The following is a 26626-nucleotide window of genomic DNA, read 5'->3' on the forward strand; positions in this document are numbered from 1 at the left end:
TAAAAATACCAACCTATGAAAAAGTTATATTACACAGCAAACGCCCTACTGATTTTAATGTTAGTCTTATTAGGTTCTTGCAAAAAAACCGATACTATAACATTGACTGAAAATAAAAAAGAAAAAAAGAAAGTAATTGAATATAAAAAGCCAGAAACAGTTTCTTATCAAATCACAAATACAAAAGAATGGCTGAAACTTAATGAAGCTGACAGTTCTAAAATGGACATTGTTTACGCTTTAAACAGAACAGATAAAGCCAATTTTAAAAAACTGGATTCTGTTGTAATTCCAGCAGATTTTAGCGGAGATTTGGTTTATTATCTTCCATTTCCATTACACGTTTCTGCATTAGAAGAAGTTTCAAAAATTATCCTTTTTTCTTATCCGACGCAGACCTTTGCCGCTTACGAAAATGGTGAATTGATGCGTACGGGTCCAACCAATATGGGAAGAAAAAAAGATCCTACTCCTACTGGATTATTTTTCACCAATTGGAAAGCAGAAAAAACAACCAGTACATTTAACGATGAGTGGGAACTAAAATGGAACTTTAATATTGAAAATAAACTAGGAGTTGGCTTTCATCAATACGATTTGCCAGGATATCCTGCTTCTCATTCTTGTTTGAGATTATTAGAAAAAGATGCCAAATATCTTTACACTTTTGCTGACGAATGGATTCTAAAAGACAAAGAAAATGTAAAAGTAAAAGGAACTCCTGTTGTAGTTTTTGGAAGTTATGATTTTGACGGACCAAAACCTTGGCTAAAATTAGCATCAGATCCGGAAGCTCTAAATATTCCAGAATCTGAAATTGAAAATCAGGTAAAACCGTTTTTAAAAGAGATTTTAGAAAATCAAAATCTAAGAGAAGCCGAGCCTACAAAAACAATATAAATATACTCTCGATATAAAAATCAGCTGAAATGATATACTTTATTTCAGCTGATTTTTTTATGTTTAAATATTTAGCTAAAAAACTCAGTACCTCAGCACCTTATAACCTTAGCGTCTTAAAAAAACAATTCATAAATAAGCGATCGTTCATTTATTATTCATATCTTTGTACCATAATTAATTAGAATTATGAGAACAAGAGATATTAATAAAGAAGAAATTGTAAAACAAAAAGCAATAGAAATGATCGTTAACCAAGGCATAGAAGGCTTTGGAATGAACCGTTTGGCAAAAGAATGCGGAATATCTGTTGCTACACTTTATATATATTATTCAGACAAGGAAGATTTGATTCGTAAAATTGGAATCGAAATTGGCCAAAACTTCTTTGAAAAGATGTTTGACGGTTTCTCGACAGATATGTCTTTCAGAGACGGATTACGAAATCAATGGGAAAATCGTATTTATTTTACTCAAAATTTTGCGCTCCAAGCCACGTGTTTTGAACTTTTAAGGCATTCTACTTATGGCGATGCAATCATACAAGAAGTGACAGGAGAATACAAACAAATGATGACTGAGTTTATGCTTTCGGCAATTGAAAGAAAAGAACTTATTTCTGTTCCTTATGAAGTCTTTTGGAGTATTGCTTACGGTTCGCTTTATTCTCTTCTAGAATTTCACAGAGACGGAAAATCAATGTCTGGAAAATCTTTTGTTCTTAAAGAAGAAATTAAAAATGAAGCTTTTAATTTGGTTTTAAAGGCGCTGACTCCATAAATAAATTCCAAATCCCAAATTCCAAATCCCAAATTCCAAATTCCAATCCTGGAACCTAAAGGCAAACTCCAAAAACTAAATTCCAAGTTCTAAATTCTAAATTCTCAATACTTTATCACTCTGTGCAAAGTGGCAGAGCAATTTCAATAATATTAATTTCAATAAAAATGAAAACTTCAATTATAGAAAATAAAAAAATTGCCATTATTGGCGGCGGTCCAGTTGGACTGACTACAGCTAGAATTCTTCAAATTAATGGTGCTGATGTCACTGTTTACGAAAGAGACATTAATGCCCAAGCTCGAACTTCGGGCGGAACCCTTGACATTCACTCAGATTCTGGTCAGTTTGCGATTCAGAAAGCAGGTTTAATGGAGGAATTCTACAAATATGCTCGACCAACTGGAGAAAAAATGGCTGATATGGATGGAAACATTACTTCTGACGAAATGCCAGATGAAACCAATGCTTTCTCACGTCCAGAAATTGACCGAAATGATCTTAGAAAAATTATGCTGGATAATCTTAAAGAAGGAACAGTTGTTTGGGACAGTCAACTGGTTAACATCGAAAAAACAGAAAATCAATATGTTTTAGAATTTAAAAACGGCACAAAAACAACCGCAGACTTTGTGATTGTTGCCAATGGCGGACGATCTAACGCTAGAAAATTTGTCAGCGATCAAGAACCTCAGCTTTCTGGAACGTATATTATTCAGGGTGAAATTGTAAATCCTGACCAAGATTATCCTGAGTTTAAGCCGAAATACGGAAATGGAAATGTAATGGCAATGGGCGAACACAAAATGTTTTATACGCATACCATGCGCGATGGTTCTGTGCATTTCGGAGTTTCATTTAAAGCTAATGAAGATTGGATTTCAAATCACGGAATCAACTTTGAAGATGATAAAGCAGTGATTGCTTTTTTAAATGAGACTTTTAAAAACTGGAACGATGATTACAAAAAATTCTTTGCTGCCTCGACTGAATTTTCTGGTTTGCCATTGCGTTTATTTTCTTTGGAAGAATCTTGGAAAGAACATTCAAATATTACGCTTGTTGGCGACGCAGCTCACTTAATGCCTCCATTTGCTGGCGAAGGCGTAAATATGGGATTGTTTGATGCTTTTCATCTAACGCAAAATTTAACCAACGGAAAATGTGAAACTATTGATGAAGCAATTGCCGATTACGAGAAAAAAATGTTTGGTTACGCATTAGAAGCGCAGCGTATGACAAAGAAAATGGAAGATTTACTGCATTCTGATATTGTGACTGAAGATATTTTAAATAGTAGATTCTAATTAAAATGAGATAATAAAATTAAAAAAGGCGTAAGAATTAAATCTTACGCCTTTTTCTATAGGTTAATTGATTAATATTTCAATTTCATCTAACAAGAGCTGTTTTCTTTTTATTCCATAAAGCCTTTTCAATAAATTCAAAATACTAAATGGATTACTTCCTATCATTGAATAAAACACAGCCATATCTTCATAATTATGAACTGAAATTTTATATTTCGATTTTTCAGTTATCTGAAAACTAAAAAATTTCACAGCTCTATTTCCGTTTTTATAATCTCTAACTTTAAGACTTTCCTCTCTCAGTAATATCGATTCATTTGTTTTTAAATCAAGTATTTCAACAAAAAAATCATCATTAACCTGAACATCAAAACCTCCTAAAACGTAGATATCATAAAACCCATAATACAAATCAACTTCAAGAACATCTTTTAACTTGAATTGCAAATTCATTATGATTATCTAGAATAATTTGGAGCTTCTTTTGTAATTGTTACGTTATGCGGATGGCTTTCAGTGATTCCACTTGAAGTGATTCTCACGAAACGTCCTGTTTCCTGTAGAGTAGGAATATCTTTTGAACCACAGTATCCCATACCTGCACGAAGACCTCCGATAAATTGAAGCATACTTTCGTTCAATTCTCCTTTGTAAGGCACACGTCCAACGATTCCTTCTGGAACTAGTTTTTTAACGTCGTCTTCAACATCTTGGAAATAACGATCTTTAGAACCAGTTTGCATTGCTTCAACAGATCCCATTCCGCGGTAAGATTTGAATTTTCTTCCTTCAAAAATAATAGTTTCTCCTGGAGATTCTTTTGTGCCTGCCAATAATGAACCTAACATTACACAGTCAGCACCTGCAGCGATAGCTTTAGGAATATCTCCTGTATAACGAATTCCACCATCTGCAATTACAGGAACTCCAGTTCCTTTAATAGCCGCAGCAACTTCTAAAACTGCTGAAAATTGTGGAAAACCAACACCTGCAACGATACGAGTTGTACAGATAGAACCAGGACCGATTCCAACTTTTACTCCATCTGCTCCGTTTTCTACTAAATATTTAGCAGCTTCTGGAGTTGCAATGTTTCCAACCACTACGTCTATTTGAGGGAATTTTGCTTTTACTTCTTTTAATACATTTACAACACCTTCTGTGTGTCCATGAGCTGTATCGATAATGATGGCGTCTACACCTGCAGCAACCAAAGCTTCAGCTCTCTGAACTGCGTCTCCAGTAACTCCAATTGCAGCAGCAACTCTTAAACGGCCAAAAGAATCTTTGTTTGCGATTGGCTTTTGAGTAAGTTTTGTAATATCTCTGAAAGTGATTAAACCAACTAATTCGTTTTTATCATTTACAACAGGTAATTTTTCAATTTTATGACCTTGTAAAACTACTTCTGCCTGCTCTAGTGAAGTTCCTTCAGAAACCGTAACTAAGTTTTGGCTTGTCATAACCTCAGCGATAGGTCTTGCTCCGTTTTTCTCGAAACGTAAGTCTCGGTTTGTAACGATACCTTTTAAGATTTTATTTTCGTCAACGATTGGAATACCACCGATTCCAAATTCTTTCATAGCATTTTTAGCGTCAGCAATTGTAGAGTTCATTGGTAAAGTTACCGGATCGATAATCATACCTGCTTCCGCACGTTTTACTTTTCGAACTTTTCCTGCTTGCTGTTCGATAGTCATATTTTTATGTAAAACACCAATTCCGCCTTCTTGCGCCATAGCAATTGCCATTGCGCTTTCTGTAACTGTATCCATCGCAGCTGATACAATTGGAACGTTTAATGTAATGTTTTTTGAGAATCTTGATTTAATGCTCACTTCGCGAGGAAGCACATTCGAGTAGTTAGGTACTAATAATACATCGTCGTAAGTTAAACCTTCGCCGATAATCTTGGAGTTGTGTGCTATCATGGTGCAATTTCTAGTTGAATTGCGTGCAAATATAGTGAATAAATTGCTAACTTGAATACTAACTTATTCATAAATTTGACTTTACACGAATCGTCTTACAAAACCGTATATCCTAGCCCAGATGGAAATGGAAAGCCACGAAAAGCTAAAATACATTTTTTTCTGGCTTAAAAAAGCGACCAACGGAAGCTCTTTTTATGCCTTGAAAAAAAGTATTTTGGCTCGAGTGCTTGAAATGGACAGCTGGAAATAGCTTCTAATTACCAAACTAATCGTCTTTGTCTTGAAACACAAAATTGATTCCGATTTGAAAGGCTGCACTGCTAGCCTTGGAGATATCTTTATATTCTAGAACATTATTGACTAAAGCATAAATATTTACTGGACCAATTGTTCCTGCGAGCCCTAAACCAATATTGGTATTTGAAAAAGTATCTAAGGTGTAAGTGGCTTTTAAATCTAATTTCTTAAAGATATTTCTTCTGTAAAAAGCTGTCAGGGCAAATAGAGGTGTTCGAGGGGCTGACATTGCAAAAAGCTGCGCTCCTACCGCATTTTTATAATATTTATTAACTTTTCCATGACAATTGCATTCGTCATAGGGGCGAGCCTCTCCAAAAGAATATTGAATGGAAGAATACAATTTTGTCGGACGCCAAGTGGTGTACTTATTATAAAGTGTATCTCTTGGTATGGCTTTATCAAATTCGTCAAAGACATTTTCTGGATCGTCTGAACCCAAAAAATCGGGATTAGCGCCATTGTATTGATAAGTTCCTTTATACGTGATCGTTTCTATGTCTTTGGTCTGTCGCACAAAACCCAAATCTATAATACTTGCCGTTAGCTGCAAATTGTCTTTTATATAGTAGGTAATTCCAGCATCGACACCAAAACCTAGGCTTCCGTTAAAAAAGGTATTATTGGCAATATCACGCGCTATGTTTCCTTCGTATTCATCTTTTGTAAATTTTGCAATTCCAGAAGTTTTTAATTCTAAATTGGAAGAAATAATCTGATTATAAAGGTTTGGAGTTCCAGATTCTTGTCCTGTATAAATGTATCCCGAATTTTTTGTAGAAGTTGCATTTGCGCCACTTGAATAGATTTTGGCGCGTCCTCCGTAAACCAATTTATCATTGACTTTTTTATGAAAACCTACGTGAAAAACAGAAAGCACTTCGGCTTTCATATTCAAATCGCCTAGATTAAATGATTTTCCGATATAATTTCTATTTCCATCTAAAGCTAATAATGCAAGATCTTTTGGAACAAACATAAAAAAATCGAATTCCTGATATGCCCCAAATGAAATATAAGAACGGCTTTCTCTTCCTCCTATTCTAAATCCACCAGAAAATATTTCCAATTGCTGATTGGTTACAACTTTGTCATTACTGGAAGATTTATTGATGACGTTTCTGACTTTTTGATTAAAATCGACACCATCATTGGCGAATAAATCATAGGCCGAGAAACTGCTGGAACCCACATTTGCTGAAATTCCAGATAAAACTGGAAATCCGAAATAATATTTATACGAAACATCCGCTCCAGGATTTACAAGAGAAGACTGCGGAATTGAAGTAAAGTTATATAAGAGTTCCTTGTTTTGGGCAAAACAAGATAAATGAAGAACCAAGCAAAAAATCAGTACCTTTCTCATTTAATTTCTAAATAAGCCGTTGCACTTGATCTTAATTTTAAATTTCCTTGACTCTCACTATTCAATGGAGGTCCCGCAGCAATTATTACGACAAAACCAATTTTCTGGGTTTGTTTTAAAAGATCTAATCGCGCGTTTTCGAAAACTTCTGTAGGGTATTTTATAACATTTGGAGTTCCTTTATAGGATGGAACTGTAAAAGATATGGTCTGTAAAACCTGATTTTGGTCGTTAAGCAAAAGCATGTTTAAAACGAAAGCACGGTCTATATTATTTTCGACTTCAAAATCAAAATCAGCTCTTTTAAGACGTTCTGTAAAAAATTTGTTTTTAAAAATATCAAAGTCTCTAGAATCATAGCCAATGTTAGTTCCTCCGTCGTCTACAAGTCTGCTTGCTGGAATATCGAAATAAGCAAGGTTTGCGACAAATACAGGTTCTAGCTTAAAATCGTTTACTTGATCAAAATCTAAATCGCTTGAACAGGAAAACAATAAAAAGACTGAAAATAATATACCTGAAATTTTACTTAGCGAACTTAATCTCATAAGAATAGTTATATCAATACTAAATGTAACGCATTATGTTTACATTCATTATCTAAGGTAAGAAAAATAACTATTTTTTAATGGAACTTTCCAAACAATTTTGAAGCTTCGTTATAAGCGCTCTCGAAACTAAGAGAATTAAGTCCTGTTGCTTTTTTATTGGCAGTAAAATACGAAATCAGTTTTTCTGTCGGCATGTTTCCTGTCAGTTTATCGGTTGCCATTGGACATCCTCCAAAACCTTGAATCGCACCGTCAAAACGTGTACAGCCTGCTTTTGCTGCTGCGTCTATTTTTTCGAACCAGCTTTCTGGAGTTGTATGCAAATGCGCGCCAAACTCAATTTCAGGATATTTTGGAATTAAATCTGAAAACAAATAGGTAATGACTTCTGGCGTAGAAGTTCCTACAGTATCAGATAGCGACAAAATTTTCACGCCCATTCCAGCCAATCTCTCGGTCCACTCGCCTACAATTTCAACATTCCAAGGATCTCCATACGGATTTCCGAAACCCATAGAAAGATACGTAACCACTTCTTTGTTTTTCTTATCTGCCACTTCAAGAATTTCTTGAAGCGTAACCAAAGATTCTGCAATGGTTTTGTGCGTGTTACGCATCTGAAAGTTCTCTGAAATAGAAAATGGAAAGCCTAAATATTGAATCTGCTCATAGTTTGCAGCCGTTATGGCTCCTTGTGTATTGGCAATAATGGAAAGTAGTTTGCTTGTGGTCTGCGAAAGATCTAATTGTGCCAAAACCTCAGCAGTATCCTGCATTTGCGGAATAGCTTTTGGAGAAACAAAACTTCCAAAATCGATAGTGTCAAAGCCAACTCTCAACAAAGCTTGTATATATGTAACTTTATTTTTTGTTGGAATAAAGGTTTTGATACCCTGCATGGCATCTCTAGGACATTCAATGATTTTGATTTCTTTATTCAAAGCTTATTCTTTTGTAAAGGCTAAGTTAGTTTCTTTTTTAATGAAATAAAAGATAATTTTAGCTCAATCCGATTATTACTGAATATTGTAATAGCCAACAATATTACTTAAAAACGTAATATTTAAAAGTATTACCAAAAAGCGTAATAATCATTTTTATTACTTATATTTGTAATAGAAAGTTTATAATTTTTTAATTATATTTGAGTTATGACTAGTGTTATTACAGCAGACATTATAGGTTCGAGACAGCAATCTGAACATTGGGTTAACAATCTAAAGAAAATCTTAGCACCATTGGGCAATACGCCAAGTCAGTGGGAAATTTACCGTGGAGATGAATTTCAGATTGAAGTAACAAATCCAGAAGATGCATTGCTGACTGCAATTTTAATAAAAGCGCAGTTAAGAGCTATAAAATCTGATGCTCGTATGAGTATTGGTTTTGGAGATAAAACACATAATGCTGAAAGAATATCTGAAAGCAATGGTTCTGCTTTTATACATTCAGGAGAACTTTTTGAAACTTTAAAAAAACAAAAAGTCACATTAGCACTTCGAACCGGAAGTACTGATTTTGACGAAAAATTCAATTTAATGCTGCAACTGGCATTGACTTTTATGGATAGCTGGCTGGTACAGTCGGCAGAATTTGTGGCATTGGCAATAGAAAATCCAACTTTATCACAAGAAGAATTAGGACAAAAACTAGGCATAAATCAAGCTGCTGTGAGCCGAAGACAAAAACGCGCTCAGTTTGATCTAGTTATGAATTTAGATCGTTATTTTAGAACACAAATAAAACAACTTACAGCCCCATGATTTTATTTATAAAACTGCTTCTCGCTCATTTGTTAGGTGATTTTATCTGGCAGCCTAATTCTTGGGTCGCCAACAAGGAACTCAAAAAACATAAAAGCGTTTATTTGTATATTCATATCTTACTACACGGAGTTTTAGCAGCAGTCTTAGCAGCCGAAATCAACTTTATACCTTATGCAGTTGTGATCGCTGTTACGCACGGAATTGTAGATTTAATCAAACTGAATTTCCAGAAACCTAAAACCAAACGCACTTGGTTTATAGTTGACCAAATCGCCCATGTTCTAATTTTAATTGGAATTGTACTTTTATACGAAAACAAGCCAATACCTGATTTTTGGAAAGATAATCAATTTTGGATTCTACTTACCGGATTTTTATTGCTCACAAAACCAACCTCTATTTTTATAAAGACCATCATTTCAATCTGGGCACCAGAAAGCAAAAACAGCAATCAGGATAACTCACTAATTGCTGCTGGAAATTATATTGGTATTTTAGAACGCTTGTTTGTTTTCGGATTTATCTTAACCGGACATTTTGAAGCAATTGGATTTCTATTGGCCGCAAAATCTATTTTCAGATTCGGAGATTTAAAAGAAGCCAAAGACCGAAAACTGACCGAGTATGTTTTAATCGGCACTTTAATCAGTTTTGGAATTGCATTACTTGTCGGATTGGCCGTTCAGGCGTTGCTTTTACAATTGCTCTAAGACTTTTTTGTTGATTGCTTTTATCAATGCTGGACCTTCGTAAATAAAGCCCGTATACAATTGCACTAGACTTGCTCCTGCATTTAGTTTTTCAATCGCATCATCGGCAGAATGAATTCCTCCTACTCCAATAATCGGGAATGCTTTATTGCTTTTTTCTGAAAGGAAACGAATTACTTCTGTAGAACGTTTTGTTAATGGTTTTCCAGACAAACCTCCCATTTCTTTTTGGTTCGAAGATTGTAAACCTTCTCTAGAAATAGTAGTATTGGTTGCAATTACACCCGCAATCTGAGTGGTTTTTACAATATCAATAATATCTAACAATTGCTCATCTGTAAGGTCTGGAGCAATTTTTAAAAGAATAGGTTTTACTTTTTGTGTGCTTGTTTTTTGCTTTTCGACATTTCTATTTTGCAATGTCTGCAATAAAGCCGTCAAAGGTTCTTTGTCTTGTAAAGCTCTTAAATTTGGCGTATTTGGCGAACTCACATTCACTACAAAATAATCTACATGATTAAAAAGTGCATCAAAACAAATGATATAATCTTTTACAGCATCTTCGTTATCGGTCACTTTATTCTTTCCGATATTTCCTCCAATCAAAACACCTGAGTTCTTTTTCAAACGCTCTACAGCTTCTAGAACACCTCCGTTATTAAATCCCATTCGATTAATAATGGCTTGGTCTTCTTTTAGACGGAATAAACGTTTTTTTGGATTTCCTTCTTGTCCAACTGGCGTTACAGTTCCAATTTCAATAAATCCAAAACCAAGATCGCTTAATTCTTTGTAAAGTTTTGCATCTTTATCAAAACCAGCTGCAAGTCCAACGGGATTTTTAAATTTAATTCCGAAAACTTCTCTTTCTAGTCGAGCATCTTTTACTTCATAAATCGATCTTATAATTGCCGAAACTCCAGGGATTTTTGAAATGAATTTTAAAAAAGAAAAAGTGAAATAATGTACTTTTTCAGGATCAAAACAAAAAAGTATCGGACGAATTATCAATTTATACATAATAGTTGTGTTGTTGTTATTTTGGCTGCAAATTTAAATATTATAGTTTAAAAAGGTGCTTTTTTACAAAAAACAAATAATTTGATTTTTGTTTCAATTCTTGAATTTATAAATCAATCATTTCTGTTTTTTTTACGTTGCAAGTTATAATATGAAACCAATTCAAGTTCTTTAATGACCAGCTCTGGCTTATTTATTATTTAATTTTGAGATGATTAACAAAATCTTTTATACAAACCTAAAGCTTATGTATAAAGAAAACAACTCAAATATAAGTCCCAAAATAGTCATTTTAATTCTGCTGCTATTAATTGGTTTTAAAGGATTTTCGCAACAAGAAAAAGATACCACAAAACTAATGAATGTTCGTTATGGCAGTAAAGGAATTGAATTGGAAACCAGAGACAAAAAATTTCTGTTTCAATTGGCAAGCCGTTTGCAATTTCGCTTTTCAACACCAAATGATACAGATCCATTAACTTACGATGACTATAGCCAAGATCCTAAAACCACTTTCAAAATAAACCGTGCCAGATTAAAAGTTGGCGGTCATGCTTTTGAACCTTGGCTTAAATATTATTGGGAATATGAATTGAGTCAGTCCAATTTGCTTGATTTCAGAATTATGATTGAAAAATGGGATTGGCTTAGTTTTAAAGTAGGACAATGGAAAACTGAATTTACTCGCGAAAGATTCATTAGTAGCGGTGAACAGCAAATGGTAGATCGATCTCTCATTAACCGACCTTTTACCGTTGACAGACAGTTAGGAGTTGAAGTTTATGGTCATTTGAAAGGAGCTGGAATTGCCGATTTCAATTATTGGGCCGCAGCATTGACAGGAACTGGACGAGGAAGCACTTCTAATGATGATAATCATTTAATGTATTTTGGAAGGGCGCAATGGAATTTTTTAGGAAGATTTCTTGATTTTGAAGGCTGTGACTTAGAATTTCATGAAAAACCCACTCCCGTTATTGCTTTTTCTGCGATAACCAATCGAAGTCCATACACTAGATTCTCACAAGCTGGAGGAGGTTCTCTGGACGGATTTGAAGATGGTTTGCCAGGACAGTACAGAGTCAATCAATGGAATTTTGAGACTGCTTTTATGTATCGTGGTTTTTCTTGGCAGAGCGAATTGCACACCAAGGAAATCATTGACAAAATAAATAACAATGACACCACCATAATGAAAGGGTATTACATTCAGGCAGGATATTTTTTTCATAATGTTTTTGACTGGTGGCCCAAACACTTAGAAATGGCTGGCCGTCATGCCGCATACAGACCTGATAATTCAATAAGAGAAAATAGACAGGATGAATCTACATTGGCTTTTAATTGGTTTTTTAAAGGACATAAAAACAAATTGACCTCTGAGGTAAGCTATTTTAGCTTTCAAGACAAAACACTTCCCTTACAGCAGGGATGGCGATTTAGAATACAGTGGGATATTTCATTATGATTCAAACTTTTAGCTCATTAACATAAATCGAACCTTTTTTTTCATAACTTTAAATCACATAAATTACTGAATATGAAAAACATATCCAAAACAGTAAAAAAACTGGCACTTTTAATGTGTTTGACCGCAACCTTTTTCTTTATCTCCATTGATGGTTTAGCTCAGCGTCATCGTGGTGGTGGCGGATTTAACAGAGGTGGCGGAGGAGCAGTCCATACCAGACAGGCAAGACCTGCTGCACAATCGAGACCAAACGTGACAAGGCCGAGTACGACTAGACCTCCGGCAACGACTAGACCAGGAGCTAATAACTCAGGAACTCAAATTACCAGACCATCAAACAATTCCAATAGAAATAATACTATAAACAGAAACAATGCTGCTAATAGAGACAATAGTATAAACAGAAATAATATAGGCAACAGAAATACCAACATCAGTGGCAATACTGTCAACCGAAATAGAAATAACATCAATGTCAATAACAACATTTATGTACAAAACAATCGTAACACAATAGTAAGACCTGGCCCTCGACCATATGTACGCCCTCCCTATGTCTATGGAGGTTATAGATACAACTGCTATCATCCGTATTACCCGCGTCCTTATGTCCCTTTTTATTGGGGACCGGTTTGGCATCCATGGGGATTTTTTGTAGCAACTCTGGCCACTACAGCTATTATTGTTAGTGTAGAAAATCAGAAATACCATTACGACCAAGGCGTATGGTACACCTCTACTAATGGTGGTTATACAGCAGTTCCTGCGCCAGTTGGAGGTACCGTTAATAATATTCCAAGTGGAGCTGAAACAGTAAATACCGGAACAGTAAATAATTACTACTATGGAGGAACATATTATGAAAAAGACGGAGGAAAATATACTGTAGTCGCTCCTACTGCTGGAACGATAGTAGAAAATCTGCCAGAAGGCGGAGAAGAAGTGACAATAGGCGATGCTAAATATGTAAAATTTGGCGAAACGTATTACCAGCCTGTAAAAATTGACGGAAAAGATAAGTATGAAGTTGTGTCAGTTGAGAAAGACAATTAATTTTATTAATTCTATAAAATTAATATAACTTAAAAGTTATTTTGCCTAATTTTATACCCGCTATTGATAACCATATAAGCTCAAAAATAATAAACCATGAAAAACAAAACCCTTTGGATTTTTGCATTACTCACATTATCCATTATTTCAATTGCTTACAGTTATACCAAGTTTTCACATAAAGTAGAAAAGACAGCCGTGGAGTGTCACGAAACTCCCAGTACTGTAGAATCTGAATTCAAACCCACTATAGAAAACAAATTTAGACCAGCAGAAAAAGCACCAAAAGGCATGGTTTGGATTCCTGGTGGCGAATTCTCAATGGGAACTAATGTTGAAGACGAAAGTTTGTGCAGCATAAAAGGCGTTACCAAAGATGCCGCTCCTATCCATAGAGTGTATGTTGATGGCTATTATATGGATGAAACTGAAGTCACAAACGAAGAATTTGAAAAATTTGTAAAAGCTACAGGTTACGTAACTGTTGCGGAACAAAAACCGACAAAAGAAGAATTTCCAACGGCTAACGAGGAAGATTTAATTACAGGATCTGTTGTCTTTACTCCTACACCATCTGCAGTTAATTTGAATAATTTCTTGCAATGGTGGCGTTATGAGCCGGGAGCTGATTGGAGACATCCAGAAGGTCCACAAAGTACTATTAAAGGAAAAGAAAAATACCCTGTTGTACATGTTGTCTACGAAGATGCTGCCGCTTATGCGAAATGGGCTGGCAAAAGACTTCCTACAGAAGCAGAATGGGAATTTGCAGCACGCGGGGGGAAAACTGGAAATTTATACGCTTGGGGGAATGATTTAAAACCTAAAGGAAAATTTCAAGCCAATATTTACCAAGGGCATTTTCCAATTAAAGACGGTGATACTGGAGAAGACGGATTTAAAGGAATTGCTCCAACAAAACAATACGCTCCAAATGGATATGGTTTGTATGATATGGCAGGAAATGTTTGGGAATGGGTAAACGATTGGTACAGCGTAGATTATTACAAATCATTAGCAGAAAGCGGTAAAGTAACAAAAAATCCGCAAGGGCCAAGTGCTTATTACGATCCTAATGATCCTTCTGAAATAAAACGTGTACATCGTGGCGGTTCATTTTTATGCACTGACCAATATTGCACTCGATACATGGTGGGAACCAGAGGAAAAGGCGAAATCAGATCTGCGGCCAATCACGTTGGTTTTAGATGCGTAAAAAGCAAATAACAAACTAAAAATACTAGAAAGGGATTCAATTTAGAATCCCTTTTTTTATAAATTCAGATATTGGGAAGCTAAATTTTGCAGCAGAAAAATTTTTCTATATTTGCTAAAAATCTAAAAAAATGCAACATATCATAGATCGTTTTATCAGTTATGTAACAATTGACACTGAATCGGATCCAAATTCTCAAACAACTCCAAGCACTCAAAAACAATGGAATCTTGCCAATAAACTAGTTGACGAACTAAAAGCAATTGGCTTAGAAGATGTAACGATTGATGACAAAGCCTATATTATGGCAACGCTTCCTAGCAATGTTGATCATGAAGTGCCAACAATTGGTTTTGTTTCTCACTTTGATACTTCTCCAGATTTTAGCGGAGCAAATGTAAAACCTCAAATCGTTGAAAATTACGACGGAAAAGATATCGTTCTGAATGCTGAAAAAAATATTATTTTATCTCCAGACTACTTCAAAGATTTATTGCAATATAAAGGTCAAACCATCATCACCACTGACGGGACGACTCTGTTGGGTGCAGACGATAAAGCTGGAATTACTGAAATTGTTTCAGCAATGGAGTATTTGATCCAACATCCAGAAATTAAACACGGGAAAATCAGAATTGGTTTTACTCCAGATGAAGAAATTGGACGCGGAGCACATCATTTTGATGTAGAAAAATTTGGAGCGCAATGGGCTTACACTATGGACGGAAGCCAGATTGGCGAGTTGGAATATGAAAATTTCAACGCCGCTGGAGCGAAAATCACTTTCAGAGGGAAAAGTGTTCACCCAGGTTATGCAAAAGGAAAAATGATCAATTCTATGCTTTTGGCAAATGATTTTATCAACGAACTTCCGAAAGGCGAAACTCCACAAGAAACAAGAGGTTACGAAGGTTTCTTTCATGTGCATCACATAAAAGGAAACATTGAAGAAACAGTTTTAGAGCTAATTATTCGTGACCATAACAAAAAGAAATTTGAAAAACGCAAAGAATTAATTCACAAATTAGCAAAACAATTCAATAAGAAATTCGCAAAGAAATTTGGCGAAGATATTGTAACTGCCGAAGTGAAAGATCAGTATTACAATATGAAAGAAAAGGTTCTGCCAGTTAAATATATTGTAGACATTGCTGAAAAAGCGATGAGAGAATTGAATATTAAACCAATCATAAAACCAATTCGAGGCGGAACTGACGGTTCTCAATTATCATTCATGGGATTGCCTTGTCCTAACATTTTTGCGGGTGGACATAATTTTCATGGAAAATACGAATATGTTCCAGCAGAAAGCATTCAGAAAGCGACTGATGTTATTGTAAAAATAGCTGAATTAACCGCAATTCCTGGAATTTTTGACGCACCTGAAAAATCTAAGAAAAGAAAATAATGGAATCAAAATCCGAACATAAAGGCATTTGGAAATACGGCGATCAATGGGAAGAAGAATTACTTTTTCTAAAATCGATTATTGATAAAACCGAACTGACTGAAACCACAAAATGGGGAGGTCCAGTTTATGTTTACGAAAAGAAAAACGTAATTGGCCTTGGCGGATTTAAAGATTATTTTGCAATATGGTTTTTCAACGGTGTTTTCTTAAAAGACGAGAAAAAGAAATTAATAAATGCTCAAGAGGAAGTTACAAAATCTTTACGACAATGGCGTTTTACTTCTAAAGATCAAGTGAACGAAAAAGACGTTTTAGAATATATTCGTGAAGCCATTGAAAACGAAAAACAAGGAAAAGTAATTAAGCCTGCAAAAAAAGAAGCCATAATTTCAGAACTGCTAAATGCAGAAATGGCTAAAAACCCAGACTTGAAATCAGCTTTCGAAAAATTTTCTCCGTATAAACAATATGAGTTTTTAGAATATATTGAAACAGCTAAACAGGAAAAAACAAAACTTTCTAGAATCGAAAAAGTTGTTCCGATGATTTTAGCGAATGTTGGATTGAATGATAAATACAGGTAATTTAATTTTCAATATTTAAATTCCAAATTCCAATCTATACGAGACCTTTGTCAAAGTTTTAAAACTTTGACAAAGGTTTTGTCTTTTTTTGTCATCCTGACGAAGGAAGGATCACAATAGTAACTCCGCAAAGTATGGCGAAAAATCTTTGTCGATTCACACGTGCGATCCTTCCTTCGTCAGGATGACAAGATTACCGTGAATAAAAAAATCCCAAACTCCTATTTGGAATTTGGGATTTAAATATTGTAATTTAAAATTTATGCTTTCTTATTCAAAGCAGCGCTCAATTCTAAAGAGATAGCAGAACGCTCTAATTTTAATTTTCCAGACATAGTTTCGATTACAACAGTAGTTTCTGCAAGTTCAGCGATTTTACCGTGGAAACCACTTTTTGTAACTATTTTATCACCTACTTTAAGGTTGCTTTCAAATTCTTTTTCGTTTTTAGCTCTTTTTTGCTGTGGTCTAATCATGAAGAAATAGATTACCACGAACATTAAAAGGAATGGCGCAAATTGAGATAATTGTCCCATAATTTAAATTTATTTTTGATTTATATTTAATATTTTCTTTTGACTCTTCGACTCCGCTCAGAGAGAAAAAGCAGTTGGAATTTGTCATTTAAAAATTGGTATTTACCAACTTTTACATTAACCCTCTTCCCGTTTTTAGCATCTTCTTATTAGCCGTAAGCTCTTTAACAAGATTATCCAAAATTCCGTTGATAAAAATACTACTTTTTGGTGTAGAATACTCTTTTGCAATTTCTAAATATTCGTTAAGAGTTACTTTTACTGGAATTGAAGGAAATTTAACAAACTCGCAAATTGCCATTTTCAAGATAATGGTATCAATTTCAGCAATACGGTCACTGTCCCAGTTTGGTGTTTTGTCTTCGTACTCTTTTGCAAAAGCGCTTTCATTTAAAACTGTTCTTCTAAACAGATCTTTTGCAAAATCTTTATCTTCAACATCTTTATACAATTTTGGCACTCTAAAATCGTCTGGATTTTCAGTTTTAATAGCTTTCAACTGTTTAATGATGTGCGTGTTTACAACCGGAATATCATCAACCCAAGTCAATTTATCATCTTCTAAATACTCATATAATTTTTCATTCGGAACAATAACATTTTCAAATAAATCAATGATGAATTGTCTGTCCTCTTCAAACGTGTTAACGTTATTGCTCATGTATTTTTTGTAGATATCGCTTGCTTTAATGTCATTTAACAGCAAAATAATATAATCGTCGTTTAAAGACCAGTTATTGATTTTACGGTTTTCTAAAGCAATACTAAGAGAATTACTTTCTGCTAAAAGCTGGAAGATTTTGTTTTTGATGAACTTTTCGTTCGGATTACGTTCTGCTGGAGTAGCAAGGTGTTTTTTACTTGATAGATGCAAATAGACAGCTTCTTTTTTGCAAATTTCTATCAATGAAGAAAGCATTATAAGATATAAGTCCTGAATATTATCTATGCTATAAAAAAGGAATTTCTCTTCTTTTTCCATATTATCAGAACCGCTTTGGTGCATTGCATAAATGGATTGCATTACTTTAACGCGTATGTGTCTTCTATTTACCACCTTGTAAGAACATTTAAAAATTAGTCTGCAAAAGTATAACTTTTGATGCGTATTTTAAAATTAATTCGTAAAAAAGTCGCAGTTTTCAGTCGCAGTTTTCAGTTTTCTTTAAAATAGTAGTTGCTGGTATGCAGTATTCAGTCGCAGTTTTCAGTCGCAGTTTTCGGTATTAAGCGAAAACAAAAAGTCTCAGTTTCCAGTAGATCTGAAAACTGAGACTGAGACTGTAAACTCAAAAATTACTTAGAAGCGTTCTCTTTTCTTCTCTGATCAATTCTGTTTTGAGCAATTGTAAGAGCAGCTTTATGAGTTGTGATATTATTTTTAGCAGCAAAATCTATAATTTCTAAAGTTGTATTATAGATATTTTCTGTTTTGCTCATGATTTCAGCTTTACCATAGTTTGCCAATTCAGCATAAACATTAATAATTCCACCAGCATTGATTAAGAAATCTGGAGCGTATAAAATTCCTCTTTCTTGTAATCTTGCTCCGTGAACATTTTCGTCAGCTAATTGGTTGTTTGCTGCACCAGCAATAACTTTAGCTTTAATTTTATCTACTGTACTATCATTGATTGTTGCTCCCATTGCACATGGCGCGTAGATATCAACATCTGCAGTATACAAATCTTCACCAGTATAAATGGTTGCATTGTATTTTGAAGCAACTTGGTATAATTTTTCTTCGTTGATATCAGAAATAGTTACCTGTGCTCCTTCTTTAGTTAAATACTCAACCAAAGTTTCTCCCACGTGTCCAATTCCTTGTACCAAAACTTTTTTACCGTCTAAAACATCAGTACCAAACTGACTTTTAGCAGCAGCTTTCATACCTAAATAAACACCATAAGCAGTTACAGGAGAAGGGTTTCCAGAACCACCTCTTTCTTCAGAAATTCCCGTAACATAAGGGGTTACATCTCTTACAGTATCCATGTCTTTCGTTTCCATTCCGACATCTTCTGCAGTAATATATCTTCCGCTAAGTGAGTGAACAAATTCACCAAACTTACGCATTAATTCAGGTGTTTTTTGAGTTTTAGCATCACCGATAATAACGGCTTTACCTCCACCAATATTTAGTCCAGTAATGGCAGATTTAAACGTCATACCTCTAGAAAGGCGTAAAACATCGTTTAAAGCTTCCCATTCTGTGTTATAATTCCACATTCTGGTTCCTCCCAAAGCTGGCCCCATAACCGAATTATGAATACCAATAATTGCTTTTAAACCTGTATCTTTGTCATTGCAAAATACAATTTGTTCGTGATCGTCAAAAGATAATTGACCAAAAACAGGATCCATTTTTTGAAGTTCCTTTCCAGTTGCGAAAATTGCATCCATAGCGCTAGTATTAATTAGGTTAAAATTATGAATTTGTCAAAAAGACATCTCAAACATAATTAAAAAATACATATGTGCTAATTTTTTATCTTTAAAATAACAATTTTACAATATAATTGTTTTGATTAAATCGCAAATTATTATAATTTTATTTAATAATAATTCTTAAATCCAAATCAATTCAATATCATATTTCTTAAAAAAATGAAAGAATTAAGCTATTTAAACAAATATTTCATCAAATATAAATACAGTTTCTCGCTAGGAATTTTAATCACCATAATCGCACAAATATTTTCTCTATTTACTCCAAAGCTTATTAGCAAGTCTTTAAACGCTATTGAAAATTTTGACAAACTTTCTGCTGCAGAGCAAAAATCAGAAATAGTAATCGCAACTTTTCGTCAGGATCTTATTCATAATGTGCTACTTATCATTGGAACGACTATCGTTGCAGGTTTTTTGACCTTCTTAATGCGCCAGACTTTAATTGTAATGTCGCGCCATATTGAGTTTGACTTAAAAAATGAAGTTTTTAGACAATACGAGAATCTTTCACAAAATTTCTACAAACAAAATAGAACAGGAGATTTGATGAACCGCATCAGCGAAGACGTTTCAAAAGTCCGTATGTATGTTGGGCCAGCCGTAATGTATACTATAAATACAGCTATCCGTTTTGCCATCGTTATATTATATATGTATAATGTATCGCCGTTGCTTACCTTATATACTATATTGCCGTTGCCAATTCTTTCGTATTGTATTTTCAAGTTAAGCTCAGAAATCAACAAACGAAGCACCACGTTCCAGCAATATCTTTCTAAAGTTTCTAGTTTTACACAAGAAATATTTTCAGGCATTCGAGTTATAAAAGCGTATTCTTTAGAAAATCAGCATCAAAATAATATGGTTGACCTTGCCGAAGAAAGTAAACGCAAAAGTTTAAGTCTAGCAAGAGTTCAATCTTTATTTGGCCCATTGATGATTGCGCTTATTGGAATCAGTAATTTGGTTGTAATTTATTTTGGAGGTGTCATGTACATCAACGGAAGCATTCCAAATATCGGAACCATCGCAGAGTTTATATTATATGTAAATATGCTGACTTGGCCTGTTGCTTCTTTAGGATGGGTTTCTTCTATGGTTCAAGAGGCAGAAGCTTCTCAGAAACGTTTGAATGAATTCTTGAAAATTGAACCAGAAATCAAAAATAACAACGAAAATACTTCAGAAATCCAAGGAAATATCTCTTTTGAAAATGTTTCTTTCACCTATCAGGATACTAATATCGAAGCTTTGAAAAATGTTTCTTTTACAGTAAAAAAAGGAGAAACATTAGCTATTTTAGGGAAAACGGGGTCTGGAAAATCGACTATTCTTTCTTTGATTTCAAGATTGTATGACGTAACCGAAGGAGAAGTTAAAATTGACGGAAATGAAATCAGCGCCTTAAATTTAAATGATCTTCGCAATAATATCGGAATCGTGCCACAAGATGCTTTCCTGTTTTCTGATACGATTAAAAACAATATCAAATTCGGAAATCAAAACGCTACTGATGAGGAAGTAATCGAAGCGGCTAAAAATGCAGTTGTTCACGACAATATTATTGCATTTAACAAACAGTACGACACCGTTTTAGGAGAAAGAGGAATCACGCTTTCTGGTGGACAAAAACAGCGTGTTTCTATTGCAAGAGCCATTATTAAAAATCCAGCCATTTTACTTTTTGACGACTGTTTGTCTGCTGTAGATACCGAAACCGAAGAAATGATTTTGAATAATTTGTTCGAAATTTCTAAAGACAAAACCACCATAATTGTGAGCCATCGAGTATCATCGGCCAAGAATGCAGATAAAATTATTATACTCGAAGATGGTAAGATAATTCAACAAGGTTCTCATAATCAATTAATAAATCAAGAAGGATATTACGCATCGTTATATTTAAAACAACTTTCGGAAAAAGAATTACTTTAATTGTTGCGTAATAGATAATTTTTTATGATTTTTGAGTACTATTAATTCCAAAAATGATAGAACGTATTATGAGAGAAAATGACATGTTAGAAAAAGAAGAGATTTTTTCTAAAGTATTACGCGCAGGAAGAAGAACTTATTTCTTTGATGTGAGAGCTACCAAAGCCGATGATTATTATATCACGATTACAGAAAGCAAAAAATTTACTGAAGAAGATGGTTCTTTTCACTTCAAAAAACACAAAATCTATTTATACAAAGAAGATTTCAGTGCTTTCTCCGAAATATTAGAAGAAATGACCTCTTATGTTTTAAACCACAAAGGCGAAGAAGTAATTTCTGAAAGACACCAAAAAGATTTTAAAAAAGAATACAGCTCTGAAAAGACTGAAAGCCAAAGATCTAGTTTTACAGATATCGATTTTGATGATATTTAATCAAAAATCATCTACATAAAGTAGGAGTCCAATTTGTTCTGCATTTTGGACTTTTTTTATATATTTATGTTTTAAGATGTGAATTGTAAAATGTGAGACGTACGATTCATGTAGCTTTACTTCTAAATAATTTTACAAATTACACTTTACCTCTAATGAAAAAATTAATTATTCTCCTAAGTTTCTTCCTTTACGGAATTTCACTATCTGCCCAGAATATAGAATATGAAACGAAAAATAATATCCAATATTATAGTGCAGCTGTAAATAAGTCCGATAAATATATCAGCGAAAGATGTGTTTTGGATATTTATTACCCTAAAAACAAAACAGGATTTGCTACAATCGTATGGTTTCACGGCGGCGGATTGACTGGCGGAAACAAAGAAATCCCAGAAGCTTTAAAAAACAAAGGTTTTGCAATTATTGGAGTAAATTATAGATTGTCTCCAAAAGCAAAAGCCGAAAAAGCTATTGAAGATGCTGCCGCAGCTGTTGCTTGGGCTTTTAATACTATTTCAAATTATGGTGGCGATAAATCGCAGATTTTTGTTTCTGGACATTCTGCAGGAGGATATTTAGGAATGATGATTGGCTTAGATAAGAAATATCTTCAAAAAGAAAACATTGACGCCAATCAAATTGCTGGACTTATTCCGTTTAGCGGGCAATGCATTACGCATTTCGAAATTAGAAGAGAAAACGGAATTCCTGAAAAACAACCAACAATTGACCAATTTGCTCCGTTGTATCATGTTCGTGCAGATGCTCCGCCAATGTTATTAATTACTGGAGATCGTGAACTGGAAATGCTTGGGCGTTATGAAGAAAACGCATACATGGCCAGAATGATGAAACTGATTGGACATACGCAAACAAAATTATACGAATTGGATGGTTACGGGCACGGAATGACAGAACCTGGTTTTCCGCTTTTGGTTAATGAAGTAAACCGAATTTTAAAAGAACGTAAAAAATAATCACTAAATAAAAATTCCACGGCAATGGAGACACAACTATTAATTATACCAGGACTTGGTGATTCTGGAGAAAAACACTGGCAAACCTTTTGGCATAAAAAATTCGAAAACTCAATTCGTGTTGTACAAGATAATTGGGATGAACCAATTCGCGAAGAATGGCTCGACAGATTAAACGAAAATATTTCTAAACTTAACAAACCTACTATCTTAGTAGCACACAGCTTGGCTGTTTCATTGGTTTTACATTGGGCAGAAAAATACAGTAATCCGAATATTATCGGCGCTTTTTTAGTCGCTCCTGCTGATGTTGACTCACCTCAACACACACCAGAATCCATAAGAAATTTTTCACCAATACCTCTTTATAAATTACCATTTCCGTCTGTAGTCGTTGCAAGCGAAAATGATCCTTATGCTTCTTTTGAAAGAAAAAAACTCTTCGCTGAAAAATGGGGAAGCGATTTTGTAAATATCGGTCAGCAAGGGCACATCAACTCCGATTCTGATTTGAAATATTGGGAAGAAGGACAATTGATTCTTAAACAGTTTATTGAAAAAATTGGTTAAGTGTTCAGTCGCAGTCTCAGTAAACAGTCCAAAACTGAACACTGCGACTGCGACTGAAAACTAAAAAAACTATCCAATTCTTAATCCATTTGGTATTCTAAAATCTGGAGCTAATAAAATCACATCTCCTTCCTCGCCTACCGCTCCTAAAACAAGACATTCACTCATAAATTTCCCAATTTGTTTCTTTGGGAAATTCACAACTGCAACAATCTGGCGATTTAACAAATCTTCTTTTTGATATCTTTTGGTAATTTGTGCCGATGATTTTCTAATTCCGATTTCTGAACCAAAATCAATTGTCAGCTGAAAGGCAGGTTTTCTAGCTTCAGGAAAATCGTTTACTTCTATAATAGTTCCTACGCGCATATCGCTGCGCTCAAATTCGTTCCAGGTTAAATCCATTTTTAAATTGTATTATTTACAAACCTATAAATTTTGTAATTAATGCACCTAATTCTATAACCTGTTTCTTTTCCTTAAATCTAACTTTACGTGAAGAAAAACGAAAATACTCACGTAAAAAGATATAACATGGAACATACTGAACCAAATGCATGCATGTCAATTAAAGATTTTGAATCTAATCTAAAACAGGTTCACACGGATAAATATATAGAAACCGCTCAAAACGTAAGGCTTTATGTGAAAGATTATGGTCAAGGGAAACCGGTAATTTTGATTCATGGCTGGCCTCTCTCTAACGAAATGTGGGAATATCAGATTGATCATTTGGTCCAAAACAATTATCGTGTAATTGCCTATGACCGACGCGGATTTGGAAAATCTTCTCAGCCTTGGGATGGTTACGATTATGATACTTTGGCAGATGATCTGAAAGAAATTATCGAACAATTGGAACTAGAAAACGTAACTCTTGTAGGTTTTTCTATGGGTGGCGGTGAAGTAGTTCGTTACTTTAGCCGTCATGGCGGAAAAAGCGTTGTTAAAGCAGCTTTAATTTCGTCCATTATTCCATTTCTTTTAAAAACTCACGATAATCCAGATGGGCATCCCAAAGAGAAAAGTGAAAATACAGCAGCAGCAATAAAAGAAGATAGAATTGGTTTTGTAGATAATTTCGGGAAAACCTTTTTTGGAGTTAATATTATAAACAAACCACTCAGCACTCCATTATTAGAATACTATAGAAACTTATGCTCTGTAGCTTCTCCAAGAGCCACTTTAAAATGTGCCGAATCGTTTTCGTATACTGATTTTAGAGACGAGTTGGATTTTATAAAAGTTCCAACTCTAATTATTCACGGTGACGATGATAAAATTGTACCTATAGACCTCACTTCAAGAAAAGCGGCAAAATCTATTGCAAACAATACTTATATCGAATATGCAGGAGCTCCTCATGGTTTATTTTATACTGACAAAGAAAAGCTAAACGAAGATTTATTGGAATTCCTAAATTCATAAAAAAATAAAAAAAGTATCCAAAGAAGCAAGCTCTATAGGCTAACTGCTTTCTTTGGGTATTTTTTATTCTTGTGCTCTTTTATTTACAGTTTTTTAAAGCTATTTTTGGGAATCAAATTTCAGATAAAATGGCACGAACAGAATCAACAATGCTTCCTTTAGGGACAGTTGCACCTGACTTTTATTTAAAAGATACTAACTCGAACAATACTTTTTCTTTTGAAGATTTAAAAGGTTCAAAAGGCACTTTGGTTATGTTCATTTGCAACCATTGTCCGTTTGTGCATCATGTGATCAGCGAAATTGTTATGATTGCAAATGATTATCGTGTTCAGGGATTGGGAGTAATTGCTATTTCTAGCAATGATGTGGTCAAATATCCTCAAGATGCTCCAGAATTAATGACAGATTTTGCAATGGAAAATAAAATTGATTTTCCTTATCTATACGATGAAACTCAGGAAACTGCAAAAGCGTATCAAGCCGCTTGCACTCCAGATTTCTATTTATTTGACAATCAAGCCAGATTATTTTATCGCGGGCAATTAGACGATTCAAGACCTGGCAATGGAATTCCACTTAGCGGAAACGATTTGAGAGGCGCAATCGATGCCTTAATTTACAACCGAAGTTTAAAAGAACCGCAGAAACCAAGTTTGGGTTGTGGCATTAAATGGAAGTAAAACCTCACTAAATTCAAAAAGATTACGTATCTTTGCAGTTCAAATTAACAAATCCTTGTGGGAAATATAATATCATATACAGCCGCTACGAAAGCGTTTTGCATAGCAAAACCGATTCCTGCTGTAATTATTTCGCATAATAAGGCCTTTATTAATTAGGCCTCCGTCTACTTCACTTTTTTTCTTCTTTTGACGGAGGATTTACATCAGCTTAAACATTTCCTTATTTGACAAAAATCATTTTTTGATCAGATATTTTTTTGTTTTTCCAGATTAAGCGTTTTTGATTCTTTGCCATTTTCAGGACTTAGAAATCTTTTGTTTGTAAATATTCGAAAGAAGAATAAACCATTTAAATTTTATAACAATAAATTCAATATAGATATGAAACCAACACCCACATTCTGTAAATCAGATTATCAATTTTTAAGAGAATTGATTTTAAAAAGTAAAAATTCAACAAATACTAAAGAAGCCAATCAGCTTTCGCAAGAATTAGACCGCGCTGTAATTAGCAAAGAAAGCGAACTAGACTCAGTTATAAGAATTAATTCTATTGTAACAATTGAAGATGTAAAAGCCAAGAAACAAATGAAAATTCAAATCGTTTTACCTTCGGCAGCAGACGTAAAACAATCTAAAATTTCAATTCTAGCACCTTTAAGTGTTGCTATTATTGGTTTTAAAGAAAATGATGAAGTAGATTGGGAATTGCCTGCCGGAATTAAAACTTTAAAGGTAATTGCTGTAGACAATTCGGCTGTACATCATTCTTAAGTTTCAAAACACCTCATTCTGTGACGGTGTTTTTTTTTATATCTATCTGAAAAATAAAAAACTGTTCAATTGAACAGTTTTTTTATGCTTATTTCTCAAATCCAGATTACAATTGTGAATCAATATAATTCGTAATTGATGCCATTTGAGTTTCGTCTAATTTTGCTTTTTTACCCATTCTTACCAAAATCGGCGTCCATTCTTCTTTTGTGAATTTTTTAGGTTCATACAATTTGTGACATCTTGCACAACTATTATCATACAAATTTTTGCCTGTTTCTAATTCAGGCGTTAAAGCAACCGTTTTTGGAGCTTCAGCAGGAGTTGATGCAACTGCAGCTTTTTTTTGAGTTCCGCAAGAAACCACAAATAACGCAAGTCCTGCTAGGATTAAAAAGTTTTTCATTGTCTTAATTTTATATAGTAAATATAAAAAAATCCCATATGGCATAACATATGG

The 26626-nt window shown here is 34.2% G+C and carries 28 protein-coding genes; 17 read left to right on the top strand and 11 right to left on the bottom strand.

What is annotated here, in order from left to right; genetic code table 11:
• Positions 1 to 15 precede the first annotated feature (15 nt).
• From BLP44_RS06975 to BLP44_RS06985, 3 genes are all read left to right on the top strand, one after another.
• Positions 16 to 900, top strand: coding sequence for a L,D-transpeptidase (locus BLP44_RS06975; RefSeq protein WP_091130922.1), 885 nt, complete (start codon positions 16 to 18; stop codon positions 898 to 900).
• A gap of 189 nt (positions 901 to 1089) precedes the next feature.
• Positions 1090 to 1680: a TetR/AcrR family transcriptional regulator gene (locus BLP44_RS06980; protein WP_091130925.1), complete on the top strand. Its 591-nt coding sequence runs from the start codon at positions 1090 to 1092 to the stop codon at positions 1678 to 1680.
• A gap of 167 nt (positions 1681 to 1847) precedes the next feature.
• The gene (locus tag BLP44_RS06985; protein WP_091130929.1) at positions 1848 to 2987 is read left to right on the top strand and encodes an FAD-dependent oxidoreductase; all 1140 of its coding nucleotides are present in this window, start codon (positions 1848 to 1850) and stop codon (positions 2985 to 2987) included.
• A 63-nt stretch (positions 2988 to 3050) separates the two neighbouring features.
• On the opposite strand, the gene BLP44_RS06990 is transcribed toward BLP44_RS06985, so the two are convergent.
• The 5 genes from BLP44_RS06990 to BLP44_RS07010 all read right to left on the bottom strand — a co-directional run bounded on the left by BLP44_RS06990 (position 3051) and on the right by BLP44_RS07010 (position 8079).
• Positions 3051 to 3443: a hypothetical protein gene (locus BLP44_RS06990; protein ID WP_091130933.1), complete on the bottom strand. Its 393-nt coding sequence runs from the start codon at positions 3441 to 3443 to the stop codon at positions 3051 to 3053.
• A gap of 5 nt (positions 3444 to 3448) precedes the next feature.
• Entirely contained in the window at positions 3449 to 4921 is a 1473-nt protein-coding gene (guaB, locus tag BLP44_RS06995) for an IMP dehydrogenase (RefSeq protein ID WP_008462205.1), read from the bottom strand.
• 268 nt (positions 4922 to 5189) lie between these two features.
• Positions 5190 to 6587, bottom strand: a complete 1398-nt coding sequence (locus BLP44_RS07000; RefSeq protein WP_091130936.1) for a DUF5723 family protein — start codon at positions 6585 to 6587, stop codon at positions 5190 to 5192.
• Positions 6584 to 7135, bottom strand: coding sequence for a hypothetical protein (locus tag BLP44_RS07005; protein ID WP_008462201.1), 552 nt, complete (start codon positions 7133 to 7135; stop codon positions 6584 to 6586). The genes BLP44_RS07000 and BLP44_RS07005 overlap by 4 nt, the downstream gene beginning before the upstream one ends.
• Positions 7136 to 7212: 77 nt before the next feature.
• Positions 7213 to 8079 (bottom strand): hydroxymethylglutaryl-CoA lyase, encoded by an 867-nt coding sequence (locus BLP44_RS07010; RefSeq protein WP_091130939.1) that lies wholly within the window; start codon positions 8077 to 8079, stop codon positions 7213 to 7215.
• A gap of 210 nt (positions 8080 to 8289) precedes the next feature.
• Here BLP44_RS07010 and BLP44_RS07015 point away from each other — a divergent pair, with 210 nt between their 5' ends.
• Both BLP44_RS07015 and BLP44_RS07020 read left to right on the top strand, forming a co-directional pair.
• A complete protein-coding gene (locus tag BLP44_RS07015) occupies positions 8290 to 8901 on the top strand; it encodes a hypothetical protein (RefSeq protein WP_066032425.1) in 612 nt (203 codons plus the stop codon).
• The gene (locus tag BLP44_RS07020) at positions 8898 to 9614 is read left to right on the top strand and encodes a DUF3307 domain-containing protein (RefSeq protein WP_066032426.1); all 717 of its coding nucleotides are present in this window, start codon (positions 8898 to 8900) and stop codon (positions 9612 to 9614) included. Before BLP44_RS07015 ends, BLP44_RS07020 begins: the two co-directional genes overlap by 4 nt.
• Here the strand turns inward: BLP44_RS07020 and BLP44_RS07025 are convergent.
• Complete coding sequence (locus tag BLP44_RS07025) at positions 9600 to 10634, bottom strand: quinone-dependent dihydroorotate dehydrogenase (RefSeq protein ID WP_008462193.1); 1035 nt, start codon at positions 10632 to 10634, stop codon at positions 9600 to 9602. The two genes, BLP44_RS07020 and BLP44_RS07025, sit on opposite strands and share 15 nt — an antisense overlap.
• 247 nt (positions 10635 to 10881) lie before the next feature.
• Here BLP44_RS07025 and BLP44_RS07030 point away from each other — a divergent pair, with 247 nt between their 5' ends.
• The 5 genes from BLP44_RS07030 (at position 10882) to BLP44_RS07050 (ending at position 16369) form a co-directional block, all read left to right on the top strand.
• The gene (locus tag BLP44_RS07030) at positions 10882 to 12102 is read left to right on the top strand and encodes an OprO/OprP family phosphate-selective porin (RefSeq protein WP_091131393.1); all 1221 of its coding nucleotides are present in this window, start codon (positions 10882 to 10884) and stop codon (positions 12100 to 12102) included.
• A 72-nt stretch (positions 12103 to 12174) separates the two neighbouring features.
• Entirely contained in the window at positions 12175 to 13158 is a 984-nt protein-coding gene (locus tag BLP44_RS07035; protein ID WP_091130944.1) for a DUF6515 family protein, read from the top strand.
• 96 nt (positions 13159 to 13254) lie between these two features.
• Complete coding sequence (locus BLP44_RS07040; RefSeq protein WP_091130947.1) at positions 13255 to 14385, top strand: formylglycine-generating enzyme family protein; 1131 nt, start codon at positions 13255 to 13257, stop codon at positions 14383 to 14385.
• Positions 14386 to 14504: 119 nt separating this feature from the next.
• Positions 14505 to 15782, top strand: coding sequence for a peptidase T (pepT, locus tag BLP44_RS07045; protein WP_091130950.1), 1278 nt, complete (start codon positions 14505 to 14507; stop codon positions 15780 to 15782).
• Positions 15782 to 16369, top strand: a complete 588-nt coding sequence (locus BLP44_RS07050) for a YdeI/OmpD-associated family protein (protein WP_091130952.1) — start codon at positions 15782 to 15784, stop codon at positions 16367 to 16369. The genes pepT and BLP44_RS07050 overlap by 1 nt, the downstream gene beginning before the upstream one ends.
• 260 nt (positions 16370 to 16629) lie before the next feature.
• On the opposite strand, the gene yajC is transcribed toward BLP44_RS07050, so the two are convergent.
• From yajC to BLP44_RS07065, 3 genes are all read right to left on the bottom strand, one after another.
• Complete coding sequence (gene yajC / locus BLP44_RS07055; RefSeq protein ID WP_008462186.1) at positions 16630 to 16905, bottom strand: preprotein translocase subunit YajC; 276 nt, start codon at positions 16903 to 16905, stop codon at positions 16630 to 16632.
• Positions 16906 to 17017: 112 nt separating this feature from the next.
• Positions 17018 to 17929: a transcription antitermination factor NusB gene (nusB, locus tag BLP44_RS07060; protein ID WP_008462184.1), complete on the bottom strand. Its 912-nt coding sequence runs from the start codon at positions 17927 to 17929 to the stop codon at positions 17018 to 17020.
• 272 nt (positions 17930 to 18201) lie between these two features.
• On the bottom strand, positions 18202 to 19308 hold the full coding sequence (locus BLP44_RS07065; protein ID WP_091130955.1) for a Glu/Leu/Phe/Val family dehydrogenase: 1107 nt from the start codon (positions 19306 to 19308) through the stop codon (positions 18202 to 18204).
• Positions 19309 to 19512: 204 nt separating this feature from the next.
• On the opposite strand from BLP44_RS07065, the gene BLP44_RS07070 reads away from it, so the two are divergent.
• The 4 genes from BLP44_RS07070 to BLP44_RS07085 all read left to right on the top strand — a co-directional run bounded on the left by BLP44_RS07070 (position 19513) and on the right by BLP44_RS07085 (position 23278).
• Positions 19513 to 21291 (top strand): ABC transporter ATP-binding protein, encoded by a 1779-nt coding sequence (locus tag BLP44_RS07070; protein ID WP_008462180.1) that lies wholly within the window; start codon positions 19513 to 19515, stop codon positions 21289 to 21291.
• Positions 21292 to 21359: 68 nt separating this feature from the next.
• Positions 21360 to 21728: a PUR family DNA/RNA-binding protein gene (locus tag BLP44_RS07075; protein ID WP_008462177.1), complete on the top strand. Its 369-nt coding sequence runs from the start codon at positions 21360 to 21362 to the stop codon at positions 21726 to 21728.
• A 155-nt stretch (positions 21729 to 21883) separates the two neighbouring features.
• Entirely contained in the window at positions 21884 to 22708 is an 825-nt protein-coding gene (locus BLP44_RS07080) for an alpha/beta hydrolase (protein ID WP_091130960.1), read from the top strand.
• A 24-nt stretch (positions 22709 to 22732) separates the two neighbouring features.
• On the top strand, positions 22733 to 23278 hold the full coding sequence (locus tag BLP44_RS07085) for an RBBP9/YdeN family alpha/beta hydrolase (RefSeq protein WP_008462175.1): 546 nt from the start codon (positions 22733 to 22735) through the stop codon (positions 23276 to 23278).
• Positions 23279 to 23347: 69 nt separating this feature from the next.
• On the opposite strand, the gene BLP44_RS07090 is transcribed toward BLP44_RS07085, so the two are convergent.
• Positions 23348 to 23683: a tRNA-binding protein gene (locus BLP44_RS07090; protein ID WP_091130964.1), complete on the bottom strand. Its 336-nt coding sequence runs from the start codon at positions 23681 to 23683 to the stop codon at positions 23348 to 23350.
• A 129-nt stretch (positions 23684 to 23812) separates the two neighbouring features.
• Between BLP44_RS07090 and BLP44_RS07095 the strand changes: the two genes are divergently transcribed.
• The 3 genes from BLP44_RS07095 to BLP44_RS07105 all read left to right on the top strand — a co-directional run bounded on the left by BLP44_RS07095 (position 23813) and on the right by BLP44_RS07105 (position 26166).
• Positions 23813 to 24706: an alpha/beta fold hydrolase gene (locus BLP44_RS07095; RefSeq protein ID WP_083219896.1), complete on the top strand. Its 894-nt coding sequence runs from the start codon at positions 23813 to 23815 to the stop codon at positions 24704 to 24706.
• Between the two features lie 128 nt (positions 24707 to 24834).
• A complete protein-coding gene (locus BLP44_RS07100; protein WP_091130968.1) occupies positions 24835 to 25389 on the top strand; it encodes a thioredoxin family protein in 555 nt (184 codons plus the stop codon).
• Positions 25390 to 25773: 384 nt separating this feature from the next.
• Positions 25774 to 26166 carry a GreA/GreB family elongation factor gene (locus tag BLP44_RS07105; RefSeq protein ID WP_008462169.1) on the top strand — a complete coding sequence of 131 codons (393 nt, stop codon included), beginning with the start codon at positions 25774 to 25776 and terminating at the stop codon, positions 26164 to 26166.
• A gap of 106 nt (positions 26167 to 26272) precedes the next feature.
• On the opposite strand, the gene BLP44_RS07110 is transcribed toward BLP44_RS07105, so the two are convergent.
• Positions 26273 to 26572 carry a cytochrome C gene (locus tag BLP44_RS07110; protein ID WP_066032440.1) on the bottom strand — a complete coding sequence of 100 codons (300 nt, stop codon included), beginning with the start codon at positions 26570 to 26572 and terminating at the stop codon, positions 26273 to 26275.
• Positions 26573 to 26626 lie beyond the last annotated feature (54 nt).

It is taken from the genome of Flavobacterium anhuiense, from assembly GCF_900101855.1.
Lineage (GTDB): Bacteria > Bacteroidota > Bacteroidia > Flavobacteriales > Flavobacteriaceae > Flavobacterium > Flavobacterium anhuiense.

Coding starts and splice junctions, on each gene's coding strand:
- BLP44_RS06975 (WP_091130922.1), top strand. CDS start 16: ATGAAAAAGTTATATTACACAGCAAACGCCCTACTGATTTTAATGTTA.
- BLP44_RS06980 (WP_091130925.1), top strand. CDS start 1,090: ATGAGAACAAGAGATATTAATAAAGAAGAAATTGTAAAACAAAAAGCA.
- BLP44_RS06985 (WP_091130929.1), top strand. CDS start 1,848: ATGAAAACTTCAATTATAGAAAATAAAAAAATTGCCATTATTGGCGGC.
- BLP44_RS06990 (WP_091130933.1), bottom strand. CDS start 3,443: ATGAATTTGCAATTCAAGTTAAAAGATGTTCTTGAAGTTGATTTGTAT.
- guaB (WP_008462205.1), bottom strand. CDS start 4,921: ATGATAGCACACAACTCCAAGATTATCGGCGAAGGTTTAACTTACGAC.
- BLP44_RS07000 (WP_091130936.1), bottom strand. CDS start 6,587: ATGAGAAAGGTACTGATTTTTTGCTTGGTTCTTCATTTATCTTGTTTT.
- BLP44_RS07005 (WP_008462201.1), bottom strand. CDS start 7,135: ATGAGATTAAGTTCGCTAAGTAAAATTTCAGGTATATTATTTTCAGTC.
- BLP44_RS07015 (WP_066032425.1), top strand. CDS start 8,290: ATGACTAGTGTTATTACAGCAGACATTATAGGTTCGAGACAGCAATCT.
- BLP44_RS07020 (WP_066032426.1), top strand. CDS start 8,898: ATGATTTTATTTATAAAACTGCTTCTCGCTCATTTGTTAGGTGATTTT.
- BLP44_RS07025 (WP_008462193.1), bottom strand. CDS start 10,634: ATGTATAAATTGATAATTCGTCCGATACTTTTTTGTTTTGATCCTGAA.
- BLP44_RS07030 (WP_091131393.1), top strand. CDS start 10,882: ATGTATAAAGAAAACAACTCAAATATAAGTCCCAAAATAGTCATTTTA.
- BLP44_RS07035 (WP_091130944.1), top strand. CDS start 12,175: ATGAAAAACATATCCAAAACAGTAAAAAAACTGGCACTTTTAATGTGT.
- BLP44_RS07040 (WP_091130947.1), top strand. CDS start 13,255: ATGAAAAACAAAACCCTTTGGATTTTTGCATTACTCACATTATCCATT.
- pepT (WP_091130950.1), top strand. CDS start 14,505: ATGCAACATATCATAGATCGTTTTATCAGTTATGTAACAATTGACACT.
- BLP44_RS07050 (WP_091130952.1), top strand. CDS start 15,782: ATGGAATCAAAATCCGAACATAAAGGCATTTGGAAATACGGCGATCAA.
- yajC (WP_008462186.1), bottom strand. CDS start 16,905: ATGGGACAATTATCTCAATTTGCGCCATTCCTTTTAATGTTCGTGGTA.
- nusB (WP_008462184.1), bottom strand. CDS start 17,929: ATGCAATCCATTTATGCAATGCACCAAAGCGGTTCTGATAATATGGAA.
- BLP44_RS07065 (WP_091130955.1), bottom strand. CDS start 19,308: ATGGATGCAATTTTCGCAACTGGAAAGGAACTTCAAAAAATGGATCCT.
- BLP44_RS07070 (WP_008462180.1), top strand. CDS start 19,513: ATGAAAGAATTAAGCTATTTAAACAAATATTTCATCAAATATAAATAC.
- BLP44_RS07075 (WP_008462177.1), top strand. CDS start 21,360: ATGAGAGAAAATGACATGTTAGAAAAAGAAGAGATTTTTTCTAAAGTA.
- BLP44_RS07080 (WP_091130960.1), top strand. CDS start 21,884: ATGAAAAAATTAATTATTCTCCTAAGTTTCTTCCTTTACGGAATTTCA.
- BLP44_RS07085 (WP_008462175.1), top strand. CDS start 22,733: ATGGAGACACAACTATTAATTATACCAGGACTTGGTGATTCTGGAGAA.
- BLP44_RS07090 (WP_091130964.1), bottom strand. CDS start 23,683: ATGGATTTAACCTGGAACGAATTTGAGCGCAGCGATATGCGCGTAGGA.
- BLP44_RS07095 (WP_083219896.1), top strand. CDS start 23,813: ATGGAACATACTGAACCAAATGCATGCATGTCAATTAAAGATTTTGAA.
- BLP44_RS07100 (WP_091130968.1), top strand. CDS start 24,835: ATGGCACGAACAGAATCAACAATGCTTCCTTTAGGGACAGTTGCACCT.
- BLP44_RS07105 (WP_008462169.1), top strand. CDS start 25,774: ATGAAACCAACACCCACATTCTGTAAATCAGATTATCAATTTTTAAGA.
- BLP44_RS07110 (WP_066032440.1), bottom strand. CDS start 26,572: ATGAAAAACTTTTTAATCCTAGCAGGACTTGCGTTATTTGTGGTTTCT.